The organism is Burkholderia sp. 9775_39, from assembly GCF_015712225.1.
GTDB lineage: Bacteria > Pseudomonadota > Gammaproteobacteria > Burkholderiales > Burkholderiaceae > Burkholderia > Burkholderia cenocepacia.
In genome coordinates this window covers 151,571-176,926 of the sequence record NZ_JACCQC010000017.1, presented here as the reverse complement: position 1 = coordinate 176,926, position 25,356 = coordinate 151,571, and the positions used below count along the sequence as shown (strand labels likewise).

Annotated in this window: 22 protein-coding genes; 10 read left to right on the top strand and 12 right to left on the bottom strand. The window is 68.8% G+C overall.

Going from position 1 to position 25,356, the window contains the following annotated elements; translation table 11 throughout:
• Positions 1 to 137 precede the first annotated feature (137 nt).
• Both H0X90_RS23125 and H0X90_RS23120 read left to right on the top strand, forming a co-directional pair.
• A complete protein-coding gene (locus H0X90_RS23125) occupies positions 138 to 1,010 on the top strand; it encodes a DMT family transporter (protein ID WP_077199993.1) in 873 nt (290 codons plus the stop codon).
• A gap of 283 nt (positions 1,011 to 1,293) precedes the next feature.
• On the top strand, positions 1,294 to 1,668 hold the full coding sequence (locus tag H0X90_RS23120; protein ID WP_006479101.1) for a hypothetical protein: 375 nt from the start codon (positions 1,294 to 1,296) through the stop codon (positions 1,666 to 1,668).
• 128 nt (positions 1,669 to 1,796) lie between these two features.
• On the opposite strand, the gene H0X90_RS23115 is transcribed toward H0X90_RS23120, so the two are convergent.
• Both H0X90_RS23115 and H0X90_RS23110 read right to left on the bottom strand, forming a co-directional pair.
• Complete coding sequence (locus H0X90_RS23115) at positions 1,797 to 3,314, bottom strand: CoA-acylating methylmalonate-semialdehyde dehydrogenase (RefSeq protein ID WP_034202380.1); 1,518 nt, start codon at positions 3,312 to 3,314, stop codon at positions 1,797 to 1,799.
• A gap of 49 nt (positions 3,315 to 3,363) precedes the next feature.
• Positions 3,364 to 4,719: an aspartate aminotransferase family protein gene (locus tag H0X90_RS23110; RefSeq protein WP_012493315.1), complete on the bottom strand. Its 1,356-nt coding sequence runs from the start codon at positions 4,717 to 4,719 to the stop codon at positions 3,364 to 3,366.
• Between the two features lie 105 nt (positions 4,720 to 4,824).
• Between H0X90_RS23110 and H0X90_RS23105 the strand changes: the two genes are divergently transcribed.
• Positions 4,825 to 5,775 carry a LysR family transcriptional regulator gene (locus tag H0X90_RS23105; protein ID WP_006494919.1) on the top strand — a complete coding sequence of 317 codons (951 nt, stop codon included), beginning with the start codon at positions 4,825 to 4,827 and terminating at the stop codon, positions 5,773 to 5,775.
• Between the two features lie 18 nt (positions 5,776 to 5,793).
• On the opposite strand, the gene H0X90_RS23100 is transcribed toward H0X90_RS23105, so the two are convergent.
• Genes H0X90_RS23100 through H0X90_RS23090 form a run of 3 tightly spaced genes read right to left on the bottom strand, consistent with a single transcriptional unit; the run spans position 5,794 to position 7,893 of the window.
• Complete coding sequence (locus H0X90_RS23100; protein WP_048985517.1) at positions 5,794 to 7,035, bottom strand: MFS transporter; 1,242 nt, start codon at positions 7,033 to 7,035, stop codon at positions 5,794 to 5,796.
• Entirely contained in the window at positions 7,032 to 7,367 is a 336-nt protein-coding gene (locus tag H0X90_RS23095) for a hypothetical protein (protein ID WP_006482655.1), read from the bottom strand. Before H0X90_RS23095 ends, H0X90_RS23100 begins: the two co-directional genes overlap by 4 nt.
• 37 nt (positions 7,368 to 7,404) lie before the next feature.
• Entirely contained in the window at positions 7,405 to 7,893 is a 489-nt protein-coding gene (locus H0X90_RS23090) for a MarR family winged helix-turn-helix transcriptional regulator (RefSeq protein WP_230205861.1), read from the bottom strand.
• A gap of 153 nt (positions 7,894 to 8,046) precedes the next feature.
• On the opposite strand from H0X90_RS23090, the gene H0X90_RS23085 reads away from it, so the two are divergent.
• On the top strand, positions 8,047 to 8,538 hold the full coding sequence (locus tag H0X90_RS23085; RefSeq protein WP_034202382.1) for a 2,4'-dihydroxyacetophenone dioxygenase family protein: 492 nt from the start codon (positions 8,047 to 8,049) through the stop codon (positions 8,536 to 8,538).
• Positions 8,539 to 8,646: 108 nt separating this feature from the next.
• Here H0X90_RS23085 and H0X90_RS23080 read toward each other — a convergent pair whose 3' ends face one another.
• Both H0X90_RS23080 and H0X90_RS23075 read right to left on the bottom strand, forming a co-directional pair.
• The gene (locus H0X90_RS23080; RefSeq protein WP_077189147.1) at positions 8,647 to 9,795 is read right to left on the bottom strand and encodes an epoxide hydrolase family protein; all 1,149 of its coding nucleotides are present in this window, start codon (positions 9,793 to 9,795) and stop codon (positions 8,647 to 8,649) included.
• A gap of 78 nt (positions 9,796 to 9,873) precedes the next feature.
• Complete coding sequence (locus H0X90_RS23075) at positions 9,874 to 10,833, bottom strand: GlxA family transcriptional regulator (protein ID WP_006482657.1); 960 nt, start codon at positions 10,831 to 10,833, stop codon at positions 9,874 to 9,876.
• A gap of 132 nt (positions 10,834 to 10,965) precedes the next feature.
• On the opposite strand from H0X90_RS23075, the gene H0X90_RS23070 reads away from it, so the two are divergent.
• On the top strand, positions 10,966 to 11,766 hold the full coding sequence (locus H0X90_RS23070) for an SDR family oxidoreductase (RefSeq protein WP_006494925.1): 801 nt from the start codon (positions 10,966 to 10,968) through the stop codon (positions 11,764 to 11,766).
• Here the strand turns inward: H0X90_RS23070 and H0X90_RS23065 are convergent.
• The 3 genes from H0X90_RS23065 to H0X90_RS23055 all read right to left on the bottom strand — a co-directional run bounded on the left by H0X90_RS23065 (position 11,748) and on the right by H0X90_RS23055 (position 15,704).
• Positions 11,748 to 13,112, bottom strand: a complete 1,365-nt coding sequence (locus H0X90_RS23065; protein ID WP_060212388.1) for an MFS transporter — start codon at positions 13,110 to 13,112, stop codon at positions 11,748 to 11,750. The two genes, H0X90_RS23070 and H0X90_RS23065, sit on opposite strands and share 19 nt — an antisense overlap.
• Positions 13,113 to 13,206: 94 nt before the next feature.
• A complete protein-coding gene (locus tag H0X90_RS23060) occupies positions 13,207 to 14,559 on the bottom strand; it encodes an MFS transporter (RefSeq protein ID WP_006482652.1) in 1,353 nt (450 codons plus the stop codon).
• Positions 14,560 to 14,744: 185 nt separating this feature from the next.
• Entirely contained in the window at positions 14,745 to 15,704 is a 960-nt protein-coding gene (locus H0X90_RS23055) for an MBL fold metallo-hydrolase (RefSeq protein WP_006482658.1), read from the bottom strand.
• A 177-nt stretch (positions 15,705 to 15,881) separates the two neighbouring features.
• On the opposite strand from H0X90_RS23055, the gene H0X90_RS23050 reads away from it, so the two are divergent.
• Positions 15,882 to 17,537: an IclR family transcriptional regulator gene (locus tag H0X90_RS23050; protein ID WP_077189148.1), complete on the top strand. Its 1,656-nt coding sequence runs from the start codon at positions 15,882 to 15,884 to the stop codon at positions 17,535 to 17,537.
• 797 nt (positions 17,538 to 18,334) lie between these two features.
• Here H0X90_RS23050 and H0X90_RS23045 read toward each other — a convergent pair.
• Positions 18,335 to 18,817 carry an Lrp/AsnC family transcriptional regulator gene (locus tag H0X90_RS23045; RefSeq protein ID WP_006479115.1) on the bottom strand — a complete coding sequence of 161 codons (483 nt, stop codon included), beginning with the start codon at positions 18,815 to 18,817 and terminating at the stop codon, positions 18,335 to 18,337.
• A 284-nt stretch (positions 18,818 to 19,101) separates the two neighbouring features.
• Here H0X90_RS23045 and H0X90_RS23040 point away from each other — a divergent pair, with 284 nt between their 5' ends.
• From H0X90_RS23040 to H0X90_RS23025, 4 genes are all read left to right on the top strand, one after another.
• On the top strand, positions 19,102 to 19,737 hold the full coding sequence (locus tag H0X90_RS23040) for a LysE family translocator (protein ID WP_077189149.1): 636 nt from the start codon (positions 19,102 to 19,104) through the stop codon (positions 19,735 to 19,737).
• 116 nt (positions 19,738 to 19,853) lie between these two features.
• Positions 19,854 to 21,029: a voltage-gated potassium channel protein gene (gene kch, locus H0X90_RS23035; RefSeq protein WP_077189150.1), complete on the top strand. Its 1,176-nt coding sequence runs from the start codon at positions 19,854 to 19,856 to the stop codon at positions 21,027 to 21,029.
• 61 nt (positions 21,030 to 21,090) lie between these two features.
• Complete coding sequence (locus H0X90_RS23030) at positions 21,091 to 21,522, top strand: YqaA family protein (RefSeq protein ID WP_048985523.1); 432 nt, start codon at positions 21,091 to 21,093, stop codon at positions 21,520 to 21,522.
• Between the two features lie 139 nt (positions 21,523 to 21,661).
• Complete coding sequence (locus tag H0X90_RS23025) at positions 21,662 to 23,647, top strand: methyl-accepting chemotaxis protein (protein ID WP_077189151.1); 1,986 nt, start codon at positions 21,662 to 21,664, stop codon at positions 23,645 to 23,647.
• A 35-nt stretch (positions 23,648 to 23,682) separates the two neighbouring features.
• Here the strand turns inward: H0X90_RS23025 and H0X90_RS23020 are convergent, their stop codons facing one another.
• The gene (locus H0X90_RS23020) at positions 23,683 to 25,335 is read right to left on the bottom strand and encodes an acyl-CoA synthetase (RefSeq protein ID WP_034202390.1); all 1,653 of its coding nucleotides are present in this window, start codon (positions 25,333 to 25,335) and stop codon (positions 23,683 to 23,685) included.
• Positions 25,336 to 25,356 lie beyond the last annotated feature (21 nt).

Here is a 25,356-nt window from a genome sequence, read left to right as displayed (position 1 = left end):
ACCCGCATGAAGGCGCGCCGATGATCGGCCCGATCCTGCTCGCGCTCGCGCCGGTCGCGCTGCTGGTCGCGTTCGGTCATGGCCTGCGGCGCACCGGCTTCATCGCCGCAGCGTTCTGGCCGCACGCGGCCATCTACGTGAAGCTCACGCTCGTCGCGCTGTTCTGGGGCGGCACGTTCATCGCAGGCCGGATCCTCGCCGCGACGATGTCCGCGACCTCGGCGGCCACCGGACGCTTCGCGATCGCCGCGCTGCTGCTGGTCGTGCTGACCTGGCAGGTCGAAGGCGGGCTGCCGACACTCAGCGGACGCCAGATCATGACGACGTTCGGCCTCGGCGCGACCGGCATCTTCCTGTACAACGTGTGTTTTTTCGCGGCGCTCGCGCGGATGCCGGCCGGGCGCACCGCGCTGTTCGTCGCACTGAATCCGGTCGCCACCGCCGTGCTGCTGTCGGTCGTCGTGCGCGAACGCCTGTCGCTGTCGCGCTGGGCCGGCATCGCGGTCGCGCTGTGCGGCGCGCTGATCGTGATCAGCCGCGGCGATTGGCTGCGCGTGCTGACCGATCTCGGCAATACGTTCGGCGCCGGCGAACGCTTCATGCTGTGCGCGGTGCTGAGCTGGGCCGCCTACACCGTGATCGGCCGGCGCGCGCTCGACGGGCTGTCGCCGCTCGCGGCCACCACGTACGCGGCGCTCTGGGGCCTCGCGCTGCTGCTCGTCACGCACCTGTTCGACGCGACGGCGACTGGCGGCACGCCGCTGACGTGGCAGGCCGTCGCATCGATGCTCTATCTCGGCGCCGTCGGCACGGTGATCGCGTTCGTCTGGTATTCGCAGGGCATCCGCCTCCTCGGGCCGGCCCGCGCGGCCGTGTTCACCAACCTGGTGCCGGTGTTCGGCGTGCTGCTGTCGGTCGTGCTGCTCGGCGAGCCGCTGTCGCCGTCGATGCTGGCCGGCGGCGCACTCGTGATCGCGGGCGTCGCACTGACCAATCGCGCGAACCGCTGATGCGTCGGCGTGCGCCGCGTTCGGGGACGGATGCCGAATACCGGATGCAGGCGCCCGCCATGCCGTTGCGTGCTGCATACGTCGGGCCGATACGCCCCCCGATCTTCTCGCAGCCCCGCCAAAAACCGCCTATCGTGAATGAAGCGCCCCCGTTTGCCGCCGTTCGACCGTGCGTCGCCCGCCGCGGCAACGGCCTTGCGTTCCGGCGCCATTCACCGCGGTCGTCGCGCACGCTCGCCCGTGCACGCGATCGCGCCCGCCCACCGACTACCAGGAGGCACACATGAAAGCTGCGCTGCTCGTCAGCTCCGTCCTGCTCGCCATGGCGTCCGCCTCGGCCTCGGCCCAAGGTTCGATCACGAAAGTCGAGAACGGCGCGCTCGTCGCCGCCAACGGCATGACCGTCTACGCATTCGACAAGGACAAGCCCAACGCCGGCACCAGCGCCTGTACAGGCCCGTGCGAAACCCTGTGGCCACCCTACAAGGCCAGCGCGACCGACGTACCGGTCGGGCCCTACACGATCGTCAAGCGCGACGACGGCAGCCCGCAATGGGCGTACAAGGGCAAGCCGCTGTACTTCTTCTCGAAGGACATGAAACAGGGCGAGCGCAACGGCGACAACTTCAAGAACGTGTGGCACGTGGTCGCGCCGTAAGCCTTCTTTCGCCGCCTTCCGCGCATTTCGCGAAGACGTAAAAAAGCCCGCCCCCGATCGTCGATCGGGGCGGGCTCCGGCCGCTTCGCACGTCGCACCGGCCGCATGCAGCCGGTGCGCGCGTGGGCTCAGCGGCTCGACGGGAAGCTGAACACCGTCCCCTCGCGCACGCCGGCCGACGGCCAGCGTTGCGTGATCGTCTTGCGCTTCGTGTAGAACCGCACGGCGTCCGGACCATAGGCATGCAGGTCGCCGAACAGCGAACGCTTCCAGCCGCCGAACGAGTGGTATGCGACCGGCACCGGCAGCGGCACGTTGATGCCGACCATGCCGATCTGGATGTTGTCGCCGAAATAGCGCGCAGCCTCGCCGTCGCGCGTGAACAGGCACGTGCCGTTGCCGTACTCGTGCGCATCGATCAGCGCCATCGCCTCGTCGAGCGACTTCAGGCGGATCACGCCGAGCACCGGCCCGAAGATCTCGTGCTGGTAGATCGGCATGCCGGGCTTCACGTTGTCGAACAGGCACGGGCCGAGGTAGTAGCCGCCGTCATGGCCGTCGACCTTCACGCCGCGACCGTCGACGACGAGCGTCGCGCCGGCTGCCACGCCCGCTTCGACGAAACCCGTCACCTTCTCGAAATGCTGCTTCGTGACGAGCGGGCCCATGTCGACGCCCGCGCCGTTGCCCGGGCCGACCTTCATCTTCTCGATCTCGGCCTTCAACCCCGCGACGACCTTGTCGCCCGTTTCGTCGCCGATCGCGACGACGAGCGGAATCGCCATGCAGCGCTCGCCGCACGAGCCGTACGCGGCGCCCATCAGCGCGTTCACCGCATTGCCGATGTCCGCATCCGGCATCACGACCGCGAAGTTCTTCGCGCCGCCGAGCGCCTGCACGCGCTTGCCGTGCGCGCAGCCGGTCGAGTAGATGTATTCGGCGATCGGCGTCGAGCCGACGAAGCTCACGGCCTTCACGCGCGGATCGGTCAGGATCGTGTCGACCGCTTCCTTGTCGCCGTTCACGACGTTCAGCACGCCCGGCGGCAGGCCGGCCTCGAGCGCGAGCTCGGCCATGCGCAGCGTGGACGACGGCGTACGCTCGGACGGCTTCAGCACGAACGTGTTGCCGCAGGCGACGGCCATCGGCCACATCCACAGCGGCACCATCACCGGGAAGTTGAACGGCGTGATGCCGGCCGCGACGCCCAGCGCCTGGAACTCGCTCCACGAATCGATCGCGGGGCCGACGTTCTTGCTGTGCTCGCCTTTCAGCAACTCGGGCACGTAGGTCGCGTATTCGACGTTCTCGATCCCGCGCTGCAGTTCGCCCATCGCATCGGCGAGCACCTTGCCGTGCTCGGCCGTGATCAGCGCGCACAGCTCGTCGGCGTGTTCCTCGAGCAGCGTCTTGAAGCGGCTCATCACGCGGGCACGCTTCAGCGGCGGCGTGTTGCGCCACGCCGGGAACGCGGCCTGCGCGGACGCGATCGCGGCTTCGACGGTCAGCTTGTCGGCGAGCGCGACGCTCTTGTGCGATTCGCCGGTGGCCGGGTCGAACACCGGCTGGACGCGGCTGCCGCCGTCGACGCGCTTGCCGTCGATCAGGTGGCCGACGGTGGAAGTCACATTGCTGTCGTGTTTCATGTTTCGGGCTCTTTCGTGAATTCGGTTATCGCTGCGGGCGAGCGGTGGCTCAGTCCACTTCGTTCAGTGCGTCGGACAGCGCGTTGACCAGGTTGTCGATCTCGCGCTTCTCGGCGATGAACGGCGGCGCGAGCTGGATCGTGTCGCCGCCGTAACGCACGTAGAAGCCCTTCGCCCAGCAGCGCATCGCGATCTCGTACGGGCGCCGTGCCGGCTCGCCCGGCAGCGCGGCGATCGTCAGGCCGGCCGCCAGCCCGTAGTTGCGGATGTCCGCGATGTGGCGCTGGCCCTTCAGCCCGTGCACGGCCGCCTCGAAATGCGGCGCGAGATCGCGCACGCGGGCCACCGCGTCTTCCTTCACCAGCAGGTCGAGCGCCGCGACGCCGGCCGCGCACGCGACCGGATGCGCCGAATACGTGTAGCCATGCGGGAACTCGAGCATGTACTCGGGGCCGCCCGCGGCCATGAACGTGTCGTAGATTTCCTTCGTCGCGATCACGCCGCCGAGCGGCTGCACGCCGTTCGTCACCTGCTTCGCGAAGTTCATGATGTCCGGCACCACGCCGAATGCGTCGGCGCCCGTCATCGCGCCGGCGCGGCCGAAGCCCGTGATGACCTCGTCGAAGATCAGCAGGATGTCGTGCGCGGTACAGATGTCGCGCAGGCGCTTCAGATAGCCCTTCGGCGGCACGACCACGCCCGCCGAACCGGAGAACGGCTCGACGATCACGGCCGCGATGTTCGACGCGTCGTGCAGCGCGATCAGCTCGAGCAGGCGGTCGGCCAGCTCGGCGCCGTGCTCGGGCATGCCGCGCGAGAACCTGTTCTCGGCCAGTTGCGTATGCGGCAGGAAATCGGCATCGAGGCCCTGACCGAACAGCTTGCGGTTCGGTCCGATCCCGCCGACCGAGATGCCGCCGAAGTTCACGCCGTGATACCCCTTCTCGCGACCGATCAGGCGCGTTTTCGTGCCCTTGCCCTTTGCGCGCCAGTACGCGCGGGCGAGCTTCAGCGACGTGTCGGCCGCTTCCGAGCCCGAACCCGTGAAGAATACGTAGTCGAGGCCGGCCGGCGTCAGCTCCTTGATCTTGTTGGCAAGTTCGAACGATTTCGGATGGCCGAACTGGAAGGCCGGCGCGTAGTCGAGCTGCGCGACCTGGCGGCTCACGGCCTCGACGATTTCCGTGCGGCCGTGACCGAGGCCCGTGCACCAGAGGCCCGACAGGCCGTCGAAGATCTTGCGGCCTTCGGCGTCGGTGTAATACGCGCCCTTGCCGGACACGATCATGCGCGGATCGGCCTTGAACTGACGGTTGGCCGTGAACGGCATCCAGTGCGCATCGAGCCAGGCGGCGTCGGTGCGGAGGTTCGTGTCGTCGTGCTGGGCGGTGGTGATGTCGGTCATGTCGGTCGGCGCGGCGCGCCCCTCCTCCTTGTGATGATGTTGCACATTGTCGGGACGCCAATTAGTCTTTTGAATATCGCAATATCAATGTTCACTTGCTCAACTATGCAAGCAAAGAAACCGAAGAGCCGCGCGCTGCTCGGGCAGCTCAGCGACATGGATCTCCGTCTGCTGCGGGTCTTCAAGGGCGTCGTGCAGTGCGGCGGGATGGCGGCGGCCGAACTGGAACTGAATATCGGCATCTCGACGATCAGCCGGCACGTGAAGGATCTGGAAACGCGGCTCGGCCTCGTGCTGTGCCGGCGCGGCCGCGCGGGCTTCACGCTGACGCCCGAGGGGCAGACGGTGTACGAGGAAACGCTGCGGCTGCTCGCGTCGATGGAAGCATTTCGCAGCAGGATCGACGGCATTCACGACCGGATGGGCGGAGAACTGCACATCGCGGTATTCGACAAGACGGCCACCAACGCGAATGCCCGCCTCGGCGACGCGATCCGCCAGTTCGCCGACGAAGCGCCCGACGTCGCGCTGAACCTGCACGTCGCGTCGATCAACGAGGTCGAGCGCGGGATCATCGACGGCAGTTACCAGGTCGGGATCATTCCCGTGCACCGCAACTCGGGCAGCCTCGTGTATTCGGAGCTGTTCGACGAACGGATGCTGCTCTACTGCGGCCGCCAGCATCCGCTGTTCGATGCGCCGCACGGCAAGCTTACGTGGACGACGATCCGCAACCACGCGTTCGCCGGGCTGGGTTTCCATTCGCCGAACATGGAGCTGAGCCATCGCGCGAAGCTCACCCGCAGCGCGACCGCGTCGGACCAGGAATCGATCGCGACGCTGATTCTGTCGGGCCGCTATCTCGGCTTCCTGCCCGATCACTATGCGGAGAGTTTCGAAAACAAGGGGCTGATGCAGCCGATCGCGCCGCACCGGTTCAATTACCGTTGCCGGTTCGTGAGCCTGCTGCGGCGCTCGCCGCGGCCGTCGCGGGCGGCGCTGCTGTTCCAGTCGTGCCTCGACGCCGCGCATGCGGCGGCACGGCCGGCGGCGTAGCGGCGGCTTGCGGTCCGGTCAGGCGGCGTCGCCGCCCGTACGCGGCTGTGCCCGCTTGCGCGCGACGAAATGGGTCGCGACGAGCGCGGCCGCAAAGCCGGACGCCGCGCCGACGCCGAGCGCCCAGCGCGGGCCGAGATGGTTTGCCACCCAGCCGGCCACCGGCGCGCCGATCGGCGTGCCGCCCAACGCGACCGCGAGGCGCAGCGCCATCACGCGGCCGCGCATCGCCGGCTCGGTGGACAGCTGCATCAGGCTGTTGGTCGAGTTCATGAAGGTGATCGCGGCGATGCCCGTCAGCACCAGCGCCGCGGCGAACGACCAGTAGCCGGGCGCCAGCGCGGCGAACGTGCAGCCGAGCCCGAACAGCGTCGCGCCGATCCACAGATGACGAAACCGCGGCTGCTCGCGGCGCGCGGCGAGCAGCGCGCCCGAGATCGTGCCGACCGCCATCATCGACGACAGGAACCCGAACCCGCGCGCGTCGACGTGAAACACGCTGGCGGCCATCGTCGAAATGAACAGCTGGAAATTGAGCCCGAACGTGCCGATCAGGAACAGCATCACGAGGATCGCCGTCAGGTCCGGGCGGCGCCACACGTAGCGGAACCCATCGAGCAGACTGCTGCGCGCGCGATCCGCCCGCACGTTCGCGCGCAGCTCGTCCTCCCGCAGCCGCGACAGCGACGCCAGCACCGCGAAGAAGCTGAGCCCGTTCGCGAGGAACGCCCAGCCGGTGCCGACCGATGCGATCAGGAACCCGGCCGCCGCCGGGCCGACCATCCGCGCGGCATTGAACGACGTCGAATTGAGCGCGACCGCGTTCGCGAGCTCGCGGTCGCCAACCAGTTCCGCGACGAAGGTCTGCCGCACCGGCGCGTCGAACGCCGACGCGCAGCCGAACAGGAACGCGAACACATACACGTGCTCGAGCCGCACGGCGCCGGTGACCGTCAGCACGCCGAGCACGAGCGCCAGCGCGCCCATCAGCGCCTGCGTCGCCATCAGCAGCTTGCGCTGGTCGAAGCGGTCGGCCGCGTAGCCGGTCCACGGCAACAGCAGCAGTTGCGGCCCGAACTGCAGCGCCATCACCGTGCCGACCGCCGAGGCATCGTGATGCGTGAGTTGCGTAAGGACGAGCCAGTCCTGCGCGGTGCGCTGGATCCACGTGCCGATGTTCGACACCAGCGAGCCGATCGCCCACACGCGATAGTTGAAACTGCGAAGCGAGCGAAATACGCCCGCGGCCGGCACGCTCATGGCCGCTCCCGGTCCGGCTCGTTGCCGCCGTGCAGCGCGCCGAAGCGCCGCGCGAGGAACAGGCCGAGCACCAGGATGCCGAGGCCGAGCGCCGCGGCGTCGGCCGTGCGCTTCAGGTCGAAATCGCCGACCCGGCACACGAGCGCATACGCGATGACGAGGTTCACGACGCCCCACACCACGTTCACGGTGGACGACGACAGCCCGCGGCCGGGCGGATTCGCGAACGGCGTCTGGAACGGCTCGCCGCGCAGCCCGCTGACGAGATGCGGCACGACGTTCGCGAGAAACGCACCGCCGAAGAAGTACGACACGAGAGGCAGGAAGTTCATGCGCGGATTGTCCTTGCGGCGAGTGGATCGGTGCGGTTCACGGACGCGCCGGGTCCTGGAATTCGGCGAGCCGCTGCAGCAGCTTCACGGCCGCCGCGAGCTCGGCCTGTTCCGCCGCCGACAGTTGCGCGTGCAGCGCGCGGAACAGCCAGTCGTCCTTGGCCGCGCGGTTGGCTTGCAGCACCTTGCGGAAACCGGGCGTGAGCGCGATCAGCGTCTGCCGGCCGTCGCTCGGATCGGGCGCGCCGGCGACCGCGCCGAGCGCCTCGAGCGTCGCGACCGTCACGCGCATCGATTGCGGGCGCACGCTTTCGGCACGCGCAAGCGCCGACACGGTCGCCGGGCCGTCGCGGTCGAGCCGCAGCAACACCGATTTCTGCGAGGACGTGAGGTCGTTCGGATGGGTCTGTTCCCGCAGCCGCCGCATCAGCTTGCCGACCGAGATGCGGAGTTCGCCGGCGAGACCGGCCAGCGGGAGTGGGTCGGGGGGAGACGATGGCGCGTTCATGAATTCAAGATAGCACATCGACAGTCAAACTGTACAGTTTGACTGTATATTTCAGCGTGTAAGGATCGCCCCCGCCGTGCCGGCCTTCGCCGCGGCGCCGACTCCGTTCGGCCGCGTGATCCGGCTCTGCGATAATGCGGGCTTCTTTCCGTTTCCGCTCCGCCTTCCGCCATGACGCAGCCGTCCGCCCCGCTCTCCACCGACCTGCCGCCGATCTCCTGCCTGCCCGGCGACGCGCTGCCGTGGCTGCCGATGAGCGCCGACCTGCCGGGGCTCGCGATCAAGTACCTGCACATCAATGCGGCCGAGGACACGCTGACCGCGCTGCTGAAGATGCCGGCCGGCGGCACGCTGCCGCGCCATCGTCACGACGGCGAGGTGTTCGTCCATACGCTGCAGGGTGCGTGGCGCTACCGCGAATACGACTGGATCGCGCACGCCGGCTCGACGGTGCTCGAACCGGCCGGCTCGGTGCACACGCCGGAAACCCTCGGCGCGCCGGGCGAGGACGTGATCACGCTGAACGTGATGCGCGGCGACCTCGTGCTGCTCGACGACGACGGCCGCGAAACGGCGCGCGAGAACTGCCGCGTCGCGCTGCTGCGCCAGCGCAAGCATGCGCGTACGGCGCCGGATGCGGCCACGGCATTCGTCACGCGATAAGACACGCGGCGGCGGCGCGACGCGATTCGCATCGCGCCGGCTCCCGTCACGCCTGAACCGCGCGAGCGCCCTGCGGCCCAGGTTTCCGCCGAGCGGCCTGCCCGCCCGTTACCGGAAACGCCGGAAAAACCGCCGAATATCGTCGGCGAGCAAGTCCGGCTCCTCCAGCGCCGCGAAATGGCCGCCGCTCGGCATGTCGGTCCACTGCACCACGTCGAACACGCGTTCGAGCCAACTGCGCGGCGGACGGCTGATCTCCTTCGGAAAGCGCGCGAAGCCGACGGGCGCCGCCACGCGTTGCCCCGGCGCGAAGCGCATCGGCTGCAGCCGGTTTTCCCAATACATCTGCATCGACGAGCCAATGCAGCCGGTGAACCAGTAGAGCGATATGCCCGTCAGCAGCGTGTCGTGCGAAAACCGCCGCGCGACATCGCCGTCGCAATCGCTCCACGTGCGGAATTTCTCGGCGATCCAGGCGGCCAGCCCGGCCGGCGAATCGTTGAGCGCGACGGCCAGCGTCTGCGGTTTCGTCGCGTGCACGTGCGCGTATCCGCCTTCCATCGCGACCCAGTCGGTGCGCTGCTTCAGGAATGCCTGCTCGTCGTCGGTCAGCGGCGCGGCCGGGTCGATCGCCGGCTCGTAGCTGCCGGGCAGGTAGTTCAGATGGACACCGTCCACCCTGTCTGCATGTCGCGCGCCGAGCGCCACCGACACGGCCGCGCCGATATCGCCGCCCTGCGTGCCGAAGCGTCGATACCCGAGGCCGGCCATCAACCCGGCCCAGCGATCGGCGACCTGAAACGCAGACATGCCGGGTGCCGCCGGCGCCGGCGAGAACAGGAAACCGGGCAGCGAGGGCACGACGACGTCGAATGCGTCGTCAGGATCGCCACCGAATGCCGCCGGATCGCACAGCCGATCGAGCAGCGCATCGAATTCGAACACGGAGCCCGGCCAGCCGTGCGTGATGACGAGCGGATAAGGTGTCGGTCCCGCGCCACGTCGATGGATGAAATGCACGCGCTGCCCGTCCACGTCCGCGACGAACTGCGGCAGCCGGTTCAGCGCACGCTCGAGCGCACGCCAGTCGAAGCCCCCGGCCCAGTACGCGACCAGCTCGCGCAGCCATGCGCCGTCCACTCCCTGCTGCCAGGGCTCGGCGGGGGTCAGCGTCGGCGGGCGCGCGTCGCGCAGGCGCCGGCGCAGATCATCGAGCGCTTGATCAGGTATCGCAATGTCGAACGGTACGGCGTGCATCGTGTCTCCTCGCGAAGCATGTCGACGAGATTCTGCGCGCTTTTTCCGACTCGCGCCGGCGGCGGGCGGCCGCGCTCGTCAGCCCGTTTCCCGCTCGTCCGCCCGCGCGTCGCGCCGCAGCGCCTGCGGCGGCACGCCGAACCCGCGCACGAACGCCTCGCGCATGTGCCGGCGGTCGCGAAAACCGTTCTCCTGCGCGATCACGTCGAGCGGATGGCGGCTCTGTTCAATCATCAGCCGCGCCGCTTCGAGCCGCAGCCGCTCGATCGCCTTCGCCGGCGACTGTCCGGTTTCGAGCGTAAATATGCGGCTGAACTGGCGCGGGCTCAGGTGCACGGCCTCGGCCAGATCCTCGACGGTCAACGCGCGGCCGAGGTTTTGCCGCGCGTAGTTGAGCGCGTTCTGGATCCGGTCGGATTTCGGCGCGAGATCGAGCATTTCCGAATGCTGCGACTGGCCGCCGGCCCGGCGCTGGTGCATCACCAGCTTGTGCGCGACCGACCGCGCGGCATCGGCGCCGAGATCCTTTTCCACCATGGCGAGCGCGAGATCGAGCCCGGCCGTCATCCCGGCCGACGTCCAGATCGGGCCGTCGACGATATAGATCCGGTCGTCCTCGACGCGAATCTCCGGGTAATGCCGCTGCATGTCGCGGCCGAACGCCCAGTGCGTGGTCGCGCGACGCTGCGCGAGCAGCCCGGCCTCGGCCAGCACGAACGCTCCCGTGCAGATGCCGGCGATCCGCCGCGCACGCGTATTCGCGCGGCGCAGATAGGCGACGACGCCGGCCGGCGCCGGCGCGGCGAGCGGATCGTTGACGCCCGCGACGATCCACGTGTCGACGCCGATCCGCCCGCGCAGCGCGCGCGTGGCGACCGGCAGCCCGAGCGACGAGCGCACGTCGCCGCCGTCGACCGAATAGTTGTCCATCGCGTAGAACGGCTTCTCCAGACCCATGTTCGCGTACTCGAACACCGACTGCGCGGCGAGCGCCATGATCTGGAAGCCGTCGCTGATCAAAAAGCCGATTCGGTGCATGTGCGTCCTCCGGTCCCGTGTCGATCGCTGCGATGTCCGGAATCATACCCATCTACGTCATTTGTGTCGAAGCGCTTCGAGGCCAGAATGCTTTCACGCCATCCGGCCATCCTCATCGAAACGGAGTACATCATGACGCAAGCCCATCGCGGTACCGCCCTCATTACCGGCGCGTCGTCGGGCATCGGCGCCGTCTACGCGGACCGCCTCGCGCGCCGCGGCTACGACCTGATCCTGGTCGCGCGCAGCCGCGAGCGCCTGAGCGCCCTCGCCGAGCGCATCACGAACGACACGCAGCGCAGCGTCGAGATCGTCGACGCGGACCTCAACGACCGCGCGGCGCTCGCCGCCGTCGAAGCCAAGCTGAAACAGGACGCGAGCATCACGCTGCTGGTGAACAACGCGGGCATCGGCACGCATGCGCCGCTGCTCGACAGCGACGTCGACGCGATGACGCGGATGATCGACCTGAACGTGACCGCGCTCACGCGCCTGACCTATGCGGCGGTGCCCGGCTTCGTCGCACGCGGCCGCGGCGCGGTGATCAACATTTCGTCGATCGTCGCGATTTCGCCGGAAACGCTGAACGGCGTGTACGGCGGCAGCAAGGCGTTCGTGCTCGCGTTCAGCCAGTCGCTGCATCACGAGCTCGCCGGCAAGGGCGTGCAGGTGCAGGCCGTGCTGCCCGGCGCGACGGCCACCGATTTCTGGCAGACGGGCGGCCTGCCGCTCGAGCACCTGCCGAAGGAAATCGTGATGACCGCGCAGGACATGGTCGATGCGGCGCTGGTCGGGTTCGAGCGCGGCGAACTCGTGACGATCCCGTCGCTGCACGCGGGCGACGAATGGGACGCATACGAGGCCGCGCGCCGCACGATGGCGCCGCACCTGTCGGCCGATACGCCCGCGCCGCGCTACACCGCGGCGCGCTGATTGCCGGCGGGACCCGCGTCGCGCGGTGCGGCACGCACGCCCAGCAGCATCGCGACCGCGCACGCGGCCAGCAATCCGGCGATCATCAGCATCGCCGAATCCATGCTGCCGGTGCGCGTGCGGATCACGCCGACGATCCACGGCGTGATCATCCCGCTCGATACGCCGATGCTGCTGATCAGCGCAATGCCGCCTGCCGCACCGGCACCCGCGAAATACGCGGACGGCACGGCCCAGAACACCGGATGCGCGGCGAAGATCAGCATCGCCGCGATCGACAGCAGCGCCATCATCGCGACGATGCTCGGCAGATGCAGCGTCAGCAACGCGAGCGCCACCGCACCGCCGAACGCGCATGCGGCGAAATGCCGGCGGCGTTCGCGCTTGCGGTCCGAGCGCCGCGCGATCGCGATCAGGCCGGCCGCGCCGATCGCATTCGGCACGATCGACAGCAGGCTGATGTGAACCACGTCGTGAATGCCGAATTCGCGAATCATCAGCGGCATCCAGAACAGCAGCATCAGCAGCGCGGTCGTCAGCGAGAAATAGATGAACGCGAACAGATAGGTGCGCGGCTCGGCCAGCACCTGCCGCAGCGACGAAGCCGCGTGCGCGGGTGCCTCCGCGCGATCGGCGGCGAGGTCGGCCGCGAGCCGCCGCCGGTCGTCGTCGGACAGCCAGCGCGCGTGTTCGGGGCGGTCGCACAGCCAGAACCATGCCATCACGCCGAGCACGAGCGCCGGCGCGCCCTCGATCGCGAACATCCATTGCCAGCCGTGCAGACCGAGCACGCCGGACATCCCGCGCATCAGCCAGCCCGACAGCAGTCCACCGACCATCCCGGCCACCGCGACGCCCGCATAGAAGATCGACAGCACCGACGCGCGACGGCGCGCGGGATACCAGTACGTCAGGTAGAACACGACGCCCGGGAAAAAGCCGGCCTCGAAAAGCCCGAGCAGGAAGCGCAGCACGTAGAACTGTCTTGCGCTGTCGACGGTGATCATCGCGACCGACACCGCGCCCCACAGGAACATGATCCGCGCGAACGTGCGTCTTGCGCCGAAGCGGCGCAGCAACGCGTTGCTCGGCACCTCGAACAGCACGTAGCCGACGAAGAACAGCACCGCGCCGAGGCTGTACATCGCGTCGGTGAGGCCGAGATCCTGCCGCATCTGCAATTGCGCGAAGCCGATGTTGCTGCGATCGAGGATCGACACGATGTAGCAGACGAACAGGAACGGCACGATGCGCATGCCGATGCGGCGGTACAGCGCGTCGTGGTCCGACGCGCGAGGGCCGGACGCTGCGGCATGCGCGGCGTCTGCCGGGAGAGGGGCTGACATCGATCGTCTCCTCCACGGAAGTCAACAGGGAGCGGGCAGGACGTGCAACGCCGGTCGCCGCCGCCCGCCGACGGCGACCGGCCGAAGCCGACGTTCAGCCGCGCCGCGCGCCCTCGCCCTTCACGCCGAGCATCAGCGCCACGCCGCTCGCCACCAGCAGCGCGGCCAGCAGGTACACGGCGAGATCCATGCTGCCGGTGCGCGTGCGGATCATCCCGATCACCCACGGACTGACGATGCCGCTCGTGATCCCGATGCTGCTGATCAACGCGATCCCGGCCGCGGCGGCATTGCCGGACAGGTAGCGGGTCGGCACGGCCCAGAAGATCGGCAGCGCGGCGAAGATCAGCGTGGCCGCGATCGACAGGCACGCGAGCATCGCCGCGAAGCTGTGCAGGTGCAGCGTCAGCGCCGCGAGCGCGAGGCCGCCGCCGATCGTGCAGCACGCGAAGTGCTTGCGGCGTTCGCCGGTGCGGTCCGAGCGGCGCGCGATCAGCACCAGCCCGACCGCGCCCACCGCATTCGGCACGACCGTGTAGAGGCTCACGGCGACGACGTCGGTCACGCCGAAGTCGCGGATCATCAGCGGCATCCAGAAGTTGAGCGTCAGCGACGCGCAGGTCAGCGAGAAATAGATGAACGCGAACAGATACACGCGCGGATTCGCGAGCGCGGTCATCACGCTGCGGCCGTCGTGCGCATTGCCGTGTGCGCGGCCTTCGGCGCACAGCGCGGCGACGCGCGCCTTTTCGTCGGACGTGAGCCACGGCGCGTCCTGCGGCCGGTCGACGAGCAACGTGAACGCAACGAACGCGAGCAGGATCGCCGGCGCCCCTTCGATCGCGAACATCCATTGCCAGCCGTGCAGCCCGAGCACGCCGCTCATGTCGCGCATGATCCAGCCGGACAACAAGCCGCCGAGCACACCGGCCACCGCGACGCCCGCGAAGAACACCGAGATCGCCGCCGCACGCCGGTTCGCGGGGAACCAGTAGGTCAGGTACAGCACGATGCCGGGGAAGAAGCCGGCCTCGAACACGCCGAGCAGGAAGCGCAGCACGTAGAAATGCGACGGCTGCGACACGAACATCATCCCGGTCGACGCGAGGCCCCACAGCAGCATGATCCGCGTGAACGTGCGGCGCGCGCCGAAGCGCGCGAGCAGCATGTTGCTCGGCACTTCGCAGAACACGTAGCCGACGTAGAACACCGCGGCGCCGAGGCCGTACATCGCATCGCTGAAGCCGAGATCGTGCTTCATCTGCAGCTGCGCGAAGCCGATGTTGATGCGGTCGAGAAACGACACGACGTAGCAGAGGAACAGGAACGGGACGATCCGCCACGCGATCTTGCGGAACAGCAACGCGTCGCTGAAGGCGGATGCGGAAGTCGGCGCCGACGCGCTCGCGTGCGCGAGCGTCGCTTCGGCGGGAAGCGATTGGGGCATGTCTCTCTCCAAACGGGCCGCGCGATGTCGAGCGCGCGGCAGTCTCCGAGGGCGTGCATGCGCCCTGCTTTCTTGTGAGACCGGATACGGTTGCCGGCACCGCGGCGCGATGCCGCCGCGACTGCCGCAACCTTCAGGGAAACGGCGAGGCGATCATGTGAGCGCCGCCCCGCCGCCGTGGCCGCTCAGTCCTGCAGCGCGGCCCACATGTCCTTGTCGCGCTGCGCGGTCCAGATGCGCGGATGCGCGATGCCGCTCGCCTCGTCGAACGCACGCGACACGTCGAACGGCAGACAGTGCTCGTAGATGAACACGTGGCCGAACTTCGGATCCATCGCTTCGCGCGTGAGCGCCATCGCGGCCTTCAGGTCGAGATTGCGCTCGACGGCCTTGCGGCCCTGCGCGAGCAGCGTCGTGACGAAATCCTTCGTGTAGTCGAGGCCCTTGTTCACTTCCGCCGGATTCAGCAGCGCGGGGCCGCGGCCCGGCACGAGCTTCTCGGCGCCGAGCGCGCGCAGCGCCTCGAGCGTGGCCGGCCACTGTTCGAGCTGCGCGTCGCCGCAATAGCACGCGGCGTCGTATTCGACGAGGTCGCCCGAGAACAGCACCTTCTGCGACGGCAGCCAGACGATCGTGTCGCCCTTCGTGTGGCCCGAGCCGACGTGCATGATCTTCACTTCGAGCTTGCCGAGGAACAGCGTGATCTCGCGCTCGAACACGAGCGTCGGCCAGGTCAGGCCCGGCACCGTCTCGACGCCGGCGAACAGGCGCGGGAAGCGCTCGATCTCCGACTTCATGTCGGCCTCGCCGCGCTCGACGATCATCTCGTACGTGCCGCGGCTCGCGATCACGTGCTGCGCGCCTTCGTCGAAATACGCGGACGCGCCGAGCACGCGCACCGCGTGGTAGTGCGACAGCACCACGTGCTTGATCGGCTTGTCGGTGACGCTGCGGATCTTCGCGATCAGGTCCTGCGCCATCGCGGGCGTCGCGGTCGTGTCGACGATCAGCACGCTGTCGTCGCCGATGATCACGCCCGAGTTCGGGTCGCCTTCGGCTGTGTACGCGTAGGCGTTCTCGGACAGCTTCGTCCAGGTGACTTTCTTCTCTTCCAGATCGGCTTGGGAGGCGAATGCTTTGGCCATTGTGCGTTCCGTGGCTGCGAGCCATGTGTTGAGGGGTGTCAACGGATCATCTGCTCGCGCCGAATATTTGTCAATGGCAAACGTGCTTGTTATTGTCTAATACGGGTAAACCTGCGGGCTGGCGCGAGAAATGGCGTCGGATACCATGCGGGGTTTCGTCAACGGAAGAATCATCGCGTGCAGAACCACGAAGTCAGCGCGGACGATGCGCCGCCCAAGGCGCAGCGCGGCATCCAGAGTGTCGAGGTCGGCGGCCGGCTGCTCGACGCGCTCGCACGCCGGCGCAAGCCGCTCGGGCTGTCGGAGCTGGCCGCGGCGGCCGATCTCTCCACCGCTCAGGCGCACACCTATCTCGTGAGCCTGACGCGACTCGCGCTCGTGAAACGCGACGCGCTCACCGGCAACTACGAGCCGGGCCCGCTGTCGCTGCGGCTCGGGTTGATGTCGATCGAGCGCCAGCCGGCCTACCGCGCGACGCTGCCGCACGCGGTGCGGCTCGCGGAAACGGTCGGCCTGAGCGTCGCGCTGTCCGTGCCGGGCGTGCTCGGCCCGACGATCGTGCGCATCGAGCACGGCGGCTATCCGTTGCACGTGAACCTGCACGTCGGTTCGGTGATGTCGCTCGACACGACGGCGACCGGCCGCGTGTTCCGCGCGTTCGGCGACGCCGCGCAACTCGACGCGATGGCGGCCAGCCAGGCCGGCGCGGGCGATACGCTGGCAGGCGCCGAAAGCGCGCCGGTCGCGCCGGACGCCGGTGCGCAACCCGTCGAACTCGACGCGATACGCATGCGCGGCATCGAACGCAGCATCGACCGGCCGAGCCCCGGCGTCAGCGGGATGTGCGTGCCCGTCCTCGATGCGCACGGGCGGCTCCAGCTCGCGTTGACGGTGATCGGTTCGACGGGATCGATCGATGTCGACTGGGACGGCCCGATCGCCGTGGCCTTGCGCGACGCGGCGCGGCAGGCGACCGCATCGCTCGGCGCCGCAGGTGCGGACCCGGCGCCGGCGTCCGCGCCCGCGCCGGCCGCCGCGCGCGTACCGCCCGCGCTGGCCGACGACGCAAAAGCGCAGCGCGGGATCAATGCGCTCGACAGCACCGGCGAGTTGCTGCTCGCGCTGGTGTCGGCGGGCCGCGCGCTGCCGCTGCGCGATCTCGCGACGGCGGCCGGCATGCCGGCCGCGAAGGCGTTTCCGCATCTGGTCAGCCTGCAGAAGATCGGCCTGCTGAGCCGCGACGACGCCGGCTGCTTCGACGGCGGTCCGCTCGCGCAGGCGCTCGGCCTGATCGCGATGCAGCGCGTGTCGCCGACCCGCGATGCGGAAGCCGAGATCGTCGCGCTCGCCGGCGCGACCGACATGAGCGTGGCCGCCGCGACGCTCGGGCCGCTCGGGCCGACCGTGATCCGGCTCGAAGAATCGGCGCGGCCGCAGCACGTGAGCCTGCAGGTCGGCACCGTGATGTCGCTCGTCAATACGGCGATCGGCCGGATTTTCGCGTCCGGCATGTCCGACGACGTGCTGGCCGACCTGCTCGCCAACGAACCGGTGCGCCTCGCCGGCGCGCACGCCGCGCCGGACGACGCGGCCTTCCGCGCCCGGCTCGCCGCGATCCGCGCGGACGAACTCGATTTCGCGTTCGACGCGCCGGTGCCCGGCATCGGGACGATCGCCGCGCCCGTGTTCGATCACACCGGCAGCATCCGGCTCGTGATCGCGATCATCGGCTCGTCGCGCGGCTTCCCGCGCGGGCCGGACAGCGCGCTGGCGCAAGCGCTGCGGGCCGCGACGCGGCGGCTGTCGTGGCGCTTCGGGTGGATCGGCCGGTAAGCGCACTTTTTTCCTACGCCCGACTTCGTTCTTTCTCCACGCAAGGCCGTGCCGGCACGGCCTCGTCACGCCTGCCCGGCACGCTCGGGTGGCCGACATTCATGTTGCGCAGCAGCAACACAAATTGTCAGTAATTCTCATATAACGAAATCGCATTTCACAAGACGGTGCTGCTTCGCTATGATTAGGGTTATCCCTAACTCGCCACCTATATGGGGCTTCGTCATGCAAACGTCTAATGTCTCCGATCGTTCCACCCAATCCACTGGCTGGCTCGCACGTGTTGGCGAGCTGCTGGCAGAGGCCTGGGCGCTCCACCTCGAGAACTGCGAAGTCATCGCTGAAGCACACGCGCGTCTGCCGCGCTGAGCGAACGGCCGGCCGGCTGACGCGTTTGCGCTGACGCACGCCGACCGCGGCGGTCGCGCGGCGTACCCGACGGGCGCGCCGGGCATGCAGAAAGAGGCCGGGATTCGTCCTTCCCGGCCGGATACGCGCACCGCATCGGCAGCGTTTCAAGGTCGTCTCGAGGCCGTGTTTCAGGCCGAGACCGGCGCCGATTCGGGTCGGCGCGGACCGTCGTCAGCCGGTTGCGGCCCGGACGGGATGCCATTCTTCGCGACTTGCGCGCGCTTGCGCCGGGCCATGCCGGACGGAAGATTCATCCGTTTTTGTGCCCCCGGGGCCGTCTGCCCGGCACGCCCTTCCTCTAAGCCGTTCGCCGGCTTTCCTCCGCGCCTGCGTCCGATCGCACCCGCCGTCGCTGCAGCGACGGCCGTGCGCGCGTCTCCGCTCCCTCACACCTGAATCGAAGGCACGTCCTTCATGCACCGCAGCGCGAACATCGAGCGGCTGTGGCGGATGCTCGAAATCCGGTACAGCTTTTCGCGCAGGAAGCGCTCGTAGCCGGCCGTGCCGTCCACCGCGACCTTGATCCAGTAGTCGTACTCGCCCGACACCAGATACGCCTCGAGCACCTCCGGCAGCGCCGCCAGTTCGGCGCCGAAGCGCGCCAGCGCGTCGTCTTCATGGCGATCGAGCGTGACTTCGAGGATCACGATGTCCGCGTAGCCGAGCTTGCGCTGGTTGACCAGCGCGACATAGCCGTCGATGTAGCCGTCGAGTTCGAGTTGCCGCGTGCGGTTCCAGCAGGCGGTGGTCGACATGCCGATCTGTTCGGCCAGTTCGGCGTTCGACAGGCGCGCATTTTTCTGCAATGCCCCCAGGATCTTGCGGTCCTGATTGTCGAGCGTTTTCGGCGTGCGTTCGCGGGTAGCCATGATAAGAAGAATCTTCTACTGAAAATCGGCATTCTATCTGAACATGATTCCGGTTTCAGGCGCGTTTTGCTGGAAAACAGGAAGCCTTTTAACCGGGCCGCTTGATACATTTTCTCCATGCCTGCTGCCCGGCACGCTCCCCGCGACAACCCCTCGCAGCGGGACGCACGGCCGCAATCACGAGTTGCGGTGCCGGCCGGCAGGCATGCGATTCCCCGCCGCCCGCACGCCTATCCGACCGCGTGCGGGGCCGGTGCCTGCTTCCCCGTTCCTGCCCGTCCGTCATGTCGTTCAAGCTTTATCTGTCGTTCCTCGCCGCTTCCGTCGTCCTCATCTACGCGCCCGGCCCCGTCAACCTGCTCACGATGAACCAGGCGCTGCGCACCGGCTGGCGCCGCGCGCTGCCATGCGTCTGGGGCGGCACGCTCGCCGTGCTGCTGCAACTCGCGCTGACCGCGCTGTGCCTCAATTCGCTGGTCCACCTCGACGAACACGCGCTGACCGTGCTGCGCTGGGCCGGCGCCGCGTATCTCGTCTGGCTCGGCGGCAAGCAATGGCTGAGCCGCGCGCCGGCCGACGTCGACGCGGGAACGGCGATCGCCGCGCCGGACGCCGACTCCGGACGCGCGCTGTTCTGGCGCGGCGTCGCGACTTCCGGGCTGAATCCGAAGACGCTGCTGTTCTTTCCGTCGTTCTTTCCGCAGTTCATCAGCCCGACTGCCGACTGGAGCCTGAACCTTCAATACCTGCTGCTCGCCGCGACGTTCGCGCTGCTGTTCGCGGGCGGCGTCGCGTCGATGGCGCTGTTCTCGCACCGGCTGAGCCGCGCGCTGCAGCGGCCGGCGCGGATGCGGGCCATGAACCGCGTGACGGGCGGGCTGCTCGTCGGGATGGGCGCGATCATGGTCGGCTGGAACTGAACGGCCGGCGTGCCGGCTCCGTGGCGGCAACCATCGGGCCCCGCGAAAAAGCAGCCGAACGCCGAATGCTTTAGGGTAGCGGCTGGTTCGTTGGACATGCCCTGCCGGGCGACTGAATGAAGCACGTCACTACCCGCCTGCGGCGCCTGTTCGCGCCGATCGGCCTACACTGGTATCTCGCCCTCCTGCTCGCGCTCGATGCACTCATGGTGCTGCGCCCCGTCGTCGAGCACGCGCGGCTCGGCCTGCATCGCGCCTGGCTCGCCGATGCGCTGAACCTCGTCGACAACATGGGGCTCGTCGTGCTGCCGCAGGTGGTCGTCGCGGCCGGCCTCGCGACGATGGCCATCGGCATCGTGCTGCGCGCCCGCGTCGCGTGGGTGCTGTCGATCCTGCTGCTGGTCGCGGCGGCCGCCATCAGCGTGCTCGGCGGCTATCGCAGCCACGCGGTGTTCGTCTATACGGCCGTGCTGGTCGTCGCGCTGCTGTACTACTGGCGGCACTTCGACCGCGCGAGCATCGCCGCCAGCAGCCTGTTCGCGTTGCTGAGCATCGTGTCGCTGCTGATCTACGCGACCTTCGGCGTGCTCTATCTCGGCGACGAATTCACGCCGCCCGTCCACGATCTCGCCACCGCCGTCTATTTCTCCATCGTATCGATGTCGACCGTCGGCTACGGCGACATCGTCCCGCACGCGCCGACCGCACGCCTGTTCACCGCGTCGGTGATCGTGCTCGGCATCACGGTGTTCGCGACGTCGATCAGCGCGGTCGTCGGCCCGGTGATCGGCGGCAATCTGAAACGGATCGTCAAGGGAGGCATTTCGAACGTGATCCGCAAGCATCATTTCCTGATCGTCGGCGCGACGCCCGTCGCGCATGCGGTGCACGACGGGCTGCGCAAGCGCGGCTACGCGGTGACCGTCGTCGTGCCGGCCGGCGTCGAGCACAACTATCCGGCCGCGACCGACCTGATCGTCGGCGATGCGACCGACCATGCGGTACTCGAGAGCGCCGGCGCGGCGACCGCCCGCGCGGTGCTCGCGCTGCGTTCGGACGACGCCGAAAACGCATTCATCATCCTCGCGATCCGCGAGATCGCACCGACGGTGCGCACGGTCGCGCTCGTGAACCAGCAGCGCAACCTCGAACGGCTGCGGCTGTTGAAGCCCGACATGGTGTTCTCGCCGCAGCAGCTCGCGGGCGAACTGCTCGCCAGCACGCTCAACGACGAACCGGTCGACAAGTCGGTGATCTCGCACCTGCTGTTCGGCACGGCGGATGCCGCATGAGATCGTGAGCCGATGACCGCGTGACCGGAGCCGGCCGCCGCACGGCCGGTACAATCGCGCGATGTCCGAATTGCTCACTTACGGCGGCCTGTTCGCCGTGTCGATGGTCGCCGCGACCCTGTTTCCGCTCCAGTCCGAAGCCGTGCTCGCCGGCCTGCTGCTCGCCGGGCGCGAACCCGCGTGGGCGCTGGTGCTGGTCGCGAGCGTCGGCAACGTCGCCGGCTCGGCGATCAACTGGGCCCTCGGCCGCGGCATCGAGCATTTTCGCGAGCGCCGCTGGTTTCCGGTCAAACCGTCCGCGCTCGCGCGCGCCGAGCGCTGGTATGCGCGCTACGGCCGCTGGTCGCTGCTGCTGAGCTGGGCGCCGGTGATCGGCGATCCGCTGACGATGATCGCCGGCGTGCTGCGCGAGCCGCTGCCGACCTTCCTCGTCATCGTGACGATCGCGAAAGTCGGCCGCTATCTGGCCGTCGCGTGGCTCGTCACGCACTGACCTCCGCTTCCCCTTCGCCCGCCTGCGGGCCCGTGATCCGCGACATCCGCTAAAGATTTCGCGAAAGTTGCCGTATTAACGGGACCACGAGCGGTGACGCGTGCGTTCCGCCTCCTCTCACTCCCACTCAGGATGTCTCATGAGAATGACCCAATTGGGCCGAGTGAGCGTCGGCGCGCGTCTGGCCGCGCTCGCGTGCGCGCTCGTCGCCTTGCTGTTTACCGTGTTTGCGTGGACGCTCGCCCATTTCGCCGGCCAGCAGCTCGCCGATGAAGCGCATCAGCGGATCGCCGACAAGGAGCAGTCGATCCGCGCGATGGTCGACCTGTTCGACCAGGCGTTGAGCGCCGAAGCCAACCGCTCGATGTCGCTGTTCGCGAGTTTCCTGCCGGCCGATTTCACGCTCGACCCGGCGCGCACCGTCGATATCGGCGGCGTGGCCGCGCCGACGCTTCTCGCGGGCGGCCAGCCGCTCGACCTCGATTACTCGATTCCCGACCAGTTCCTGAAGAAAAGCGGCGCGATCGCGACGATCTTCGCGCGCGACGGCGACGATTTCGTGCGCATCACGACGTCGCTGAAGAAGCAGGACGGCGCGCGCGCCGTCGGCACGAAGCTCGACCGCGCCGGCCCCGCGTATGCGCCGCTCGTCGCCGGGCGCAGCTACACGGGCCTCGCGAAGCTGTTCGGCCGGCCGTACATCACGCAGTACAAACCGGTGACCGATGCGGGCGGCCGCGTGATCGGCGCGCTGTTCGTCGGCCTCGACATCGGCGCCGAGCTCAAGCTCGTCGAAGACGGCATCCGCGCACTGAAGATCGGCGACAACGGCTACTACTTCGTGCTCGATGCATCGCAAGGTCCGTCGCGCGGCACCTTCGTCGTGCATCCCGATGCGGCCGGCCAGCGCGCCGACGACACGCGTGCGCCCTACGCGCAGATGCTGGCGGCCGGCGAAGGCCGGCTCGCGTACACGTCGACCGATCCCGCCGCGCACGACGGCGGGCCGAGCGCGAAATTCGTGTCGTTCACGACGATTCCGCAGTGGCAATGGCTCGTCGGCGGCGTTGCGCTCGACGACGAGCTGCTTGCCACCATGCGCGCCACCCGCAACCGCTTCCTGATCATCGGCGCCGTGCTCGTCGCGGCGTTCGCGACGCTGTTTGTCATCGTCGTGCGACGCGTGGTGAGCCGGCCGCTGGAAGCCGCCGCGCGCGCGTCCGAACGCTATGCGGCGGGCGACCTCAGCGTGCGCATCCGCGACGGCGCGGGCGGCGCGCCCGGCGGCACGGGCAACGACGAGATCGGCCGGCTCGTGCAGGCGGTCGACGGGATCGGCGACGGCCTCGCGCGGATCGTCGCGCAAGTGCGCAACAGCGCCGCCGACATCGCGCACGGCACGGTCGGCATCGCGGCCGGCAGCGGCGACATCGCCGCGCGGATCGCGACGCAGGCCAGCAGCGTCGAACAGACGGCCGCCAGCATGGAGCAGATCACCGCCGCCGTGCAGCAGAGTGCCGAGCACGCGGCGCAAGCCAACGCGCTGGTCGCGGACGCGTCGGCCGCCGCGACGAACGGCGACGCCGCGGTGCAGCGCGTGGTCGCGACGATGGACGACATCGGCCGCGCGACGCGCCGGATCGCCGAGATCACCGGCGCGATCGAAGGCATCGCGTTCCAGACCAACATCCTCGCGCTGAACGCGGCCGTCGAAGCCGCCCGCGCGGGCGAACACGGCAAGGGCTTCGCGGTGGTCGCGGCCGAGGTGCGCGCGCTCGCGCAACGCAGCGCGGCCGCGGTCAAGGAAATCGACGCACTGAGCACCGAATCGTCGACGACCGTCGAACAGGGTTACCGGATCGCGGACGCCGCGCGCGGCACGATGCGCGACATCGTCGCGCGGGTTGACCAGGTGCGCACGCTGATCGGCGAGATCAGCGCCGCGTCGCGCGAGCAATCGACCGGCATCGAGCAGGTGAACCTGGCCGTCACGCAGATCGGCGACGCGACGCAGCAGAATGCGCGGCTGATCTCGGATGCCGAGCGCGCGGCCGTCGCGCTGCGCGACCAGGCCGCGCAACTGTCGGACGCGGTCAGCGTGTTCCGGCTCGAACGCGACGCGTGACCGACGGCGGGCGATCGGCCGCGGCCGGGCCTCGACTACTTCTTGTCGCCGGCCAGGTCGATCGCCTTGTCCGAGCCGACCGCGTGGCGCAACTGGAACTTCTGGATCTTGCCGGTCGACGTCTTCGGCAGCTCACCGAAGCGCACGGCCTTCGGCACCTTGAAGCCCGCGAGCAGTTGCCGGCAGTGCGCGACGATCTCCGCCTCGGTCGCGCTCGCGCCTTCGCGCAGTTCGACGAACGCGCACGGCACCTCGCCCCACTTCGGGTCGGGCATCGCGACGACGGCCGCCACGGCCACCGCCGGATGCCGGTACAGCGCGTCCTCGACCTCGATGCTCGAGATGTTCTCGCCGCCCGAGATGATGATGTCCTTCTTGCGATCCTTGATCCGGATATAGCCGTCCGGCATCAGCACCGCGAGATCGCCGGTATGGAACCAGCCGCCGTGGAACGCCTCGTCGGTCGCCTTCGGGTTCTTCAGGTAGCCCTTCATGCAGATGTTGCCGCGGAACATGATCTCGCCGAGCGTCTCGCCGTCGGCCGGCACCGGCGTCATCGTGTCCGGGTCGAGCACCGTCGCGCCCGCTTCGAGGTGGTAGCGCACGCCCTGGCGCGCATTCAGCCGCGCGCGCTCCTCGTCGGACACTGCGTCCCAGTGCGATTGCTTCGCGCAGACGGTCGCCGGGCCGTAGACCTCGGTCAGCCCGTACACGTGCAGCAGGTCGAAGCCGATCTCCTTCATCTTCGCGATCACGGCCGGCGCGGGCGCCGCGCCCGCGACCATCGCGTGCACCGTATGGTCGATCCCCGCGCGGAACTCGGCCGGCGCGTTCGCGATCGCGCTCTGCACGATCGGCGCGCCGCAGTAGTGCGTGATGCGCTCGCGGCGAATCAGGTCGAACACGGTCTTCGCATCGAACTTGCGCAGGCACACGTTCACGCCCGCGCGCGCCGCGACGGCCCACGGGAAACACCAGCCGTTGCAGTGGAACATCGGCAGCGTCCACAGATACACCGCGTGCTTCGGCATGTCCCATTCGAGGATGTTGCTGATCGCCGCGAGGTACGCGCCGCGATGGTGGTAGACGACGCCCTTCGGGTCGCCGGTCGTCCCCGACGTGTAGTTCAGCGCGATCGCCTCCCATTCGTCGGCGGGCGGCGTCCACGCGTAGTCGGGGTCGCCGCCGGCGACGAACGTCTCGTAGTCGGTCGCGCCCGCGAAACGGTCGGGGTCGGCCGGCAGCGCGTCGGCCACGCTGACGATCTTCAGGCCCGGCACCTCGAGCGCCGCGCGCTGCGCGACCTCCGCGTATTCGGTGTCGACGATCAGCACCTTCGCCTCGCCGTGACGCAGCATGAACAGCACCGACGACACGTCGAGCCGCGTGTTGATCGTGTTCAGCACGGCGCCGGCCATCGGCACGCCGAAGTGCGCCTCGACCATCGCCGGGATGTTCGGCAGCAGCGCCGCGACCGTGTCGCCGCGCCCGACGCCGGCCTGCGCGAGCGCGCTCGCCAGCTGCTTCGCGCGCGTGCAGGTCTCGCCCCACGTGCGCCGCACGTCGCCGTGCACGATCGCGAGGCGCTCGCCGTAGACTTCCGCCGCCCGGATCAGGAAATCGATCGGCGTGAGCGGCACGTAATTGGCATCGCGGCGGCCGAGCCCGGCCTCGAACATCTGCGTCATGATCCTGTCTCCCGTGTTCTG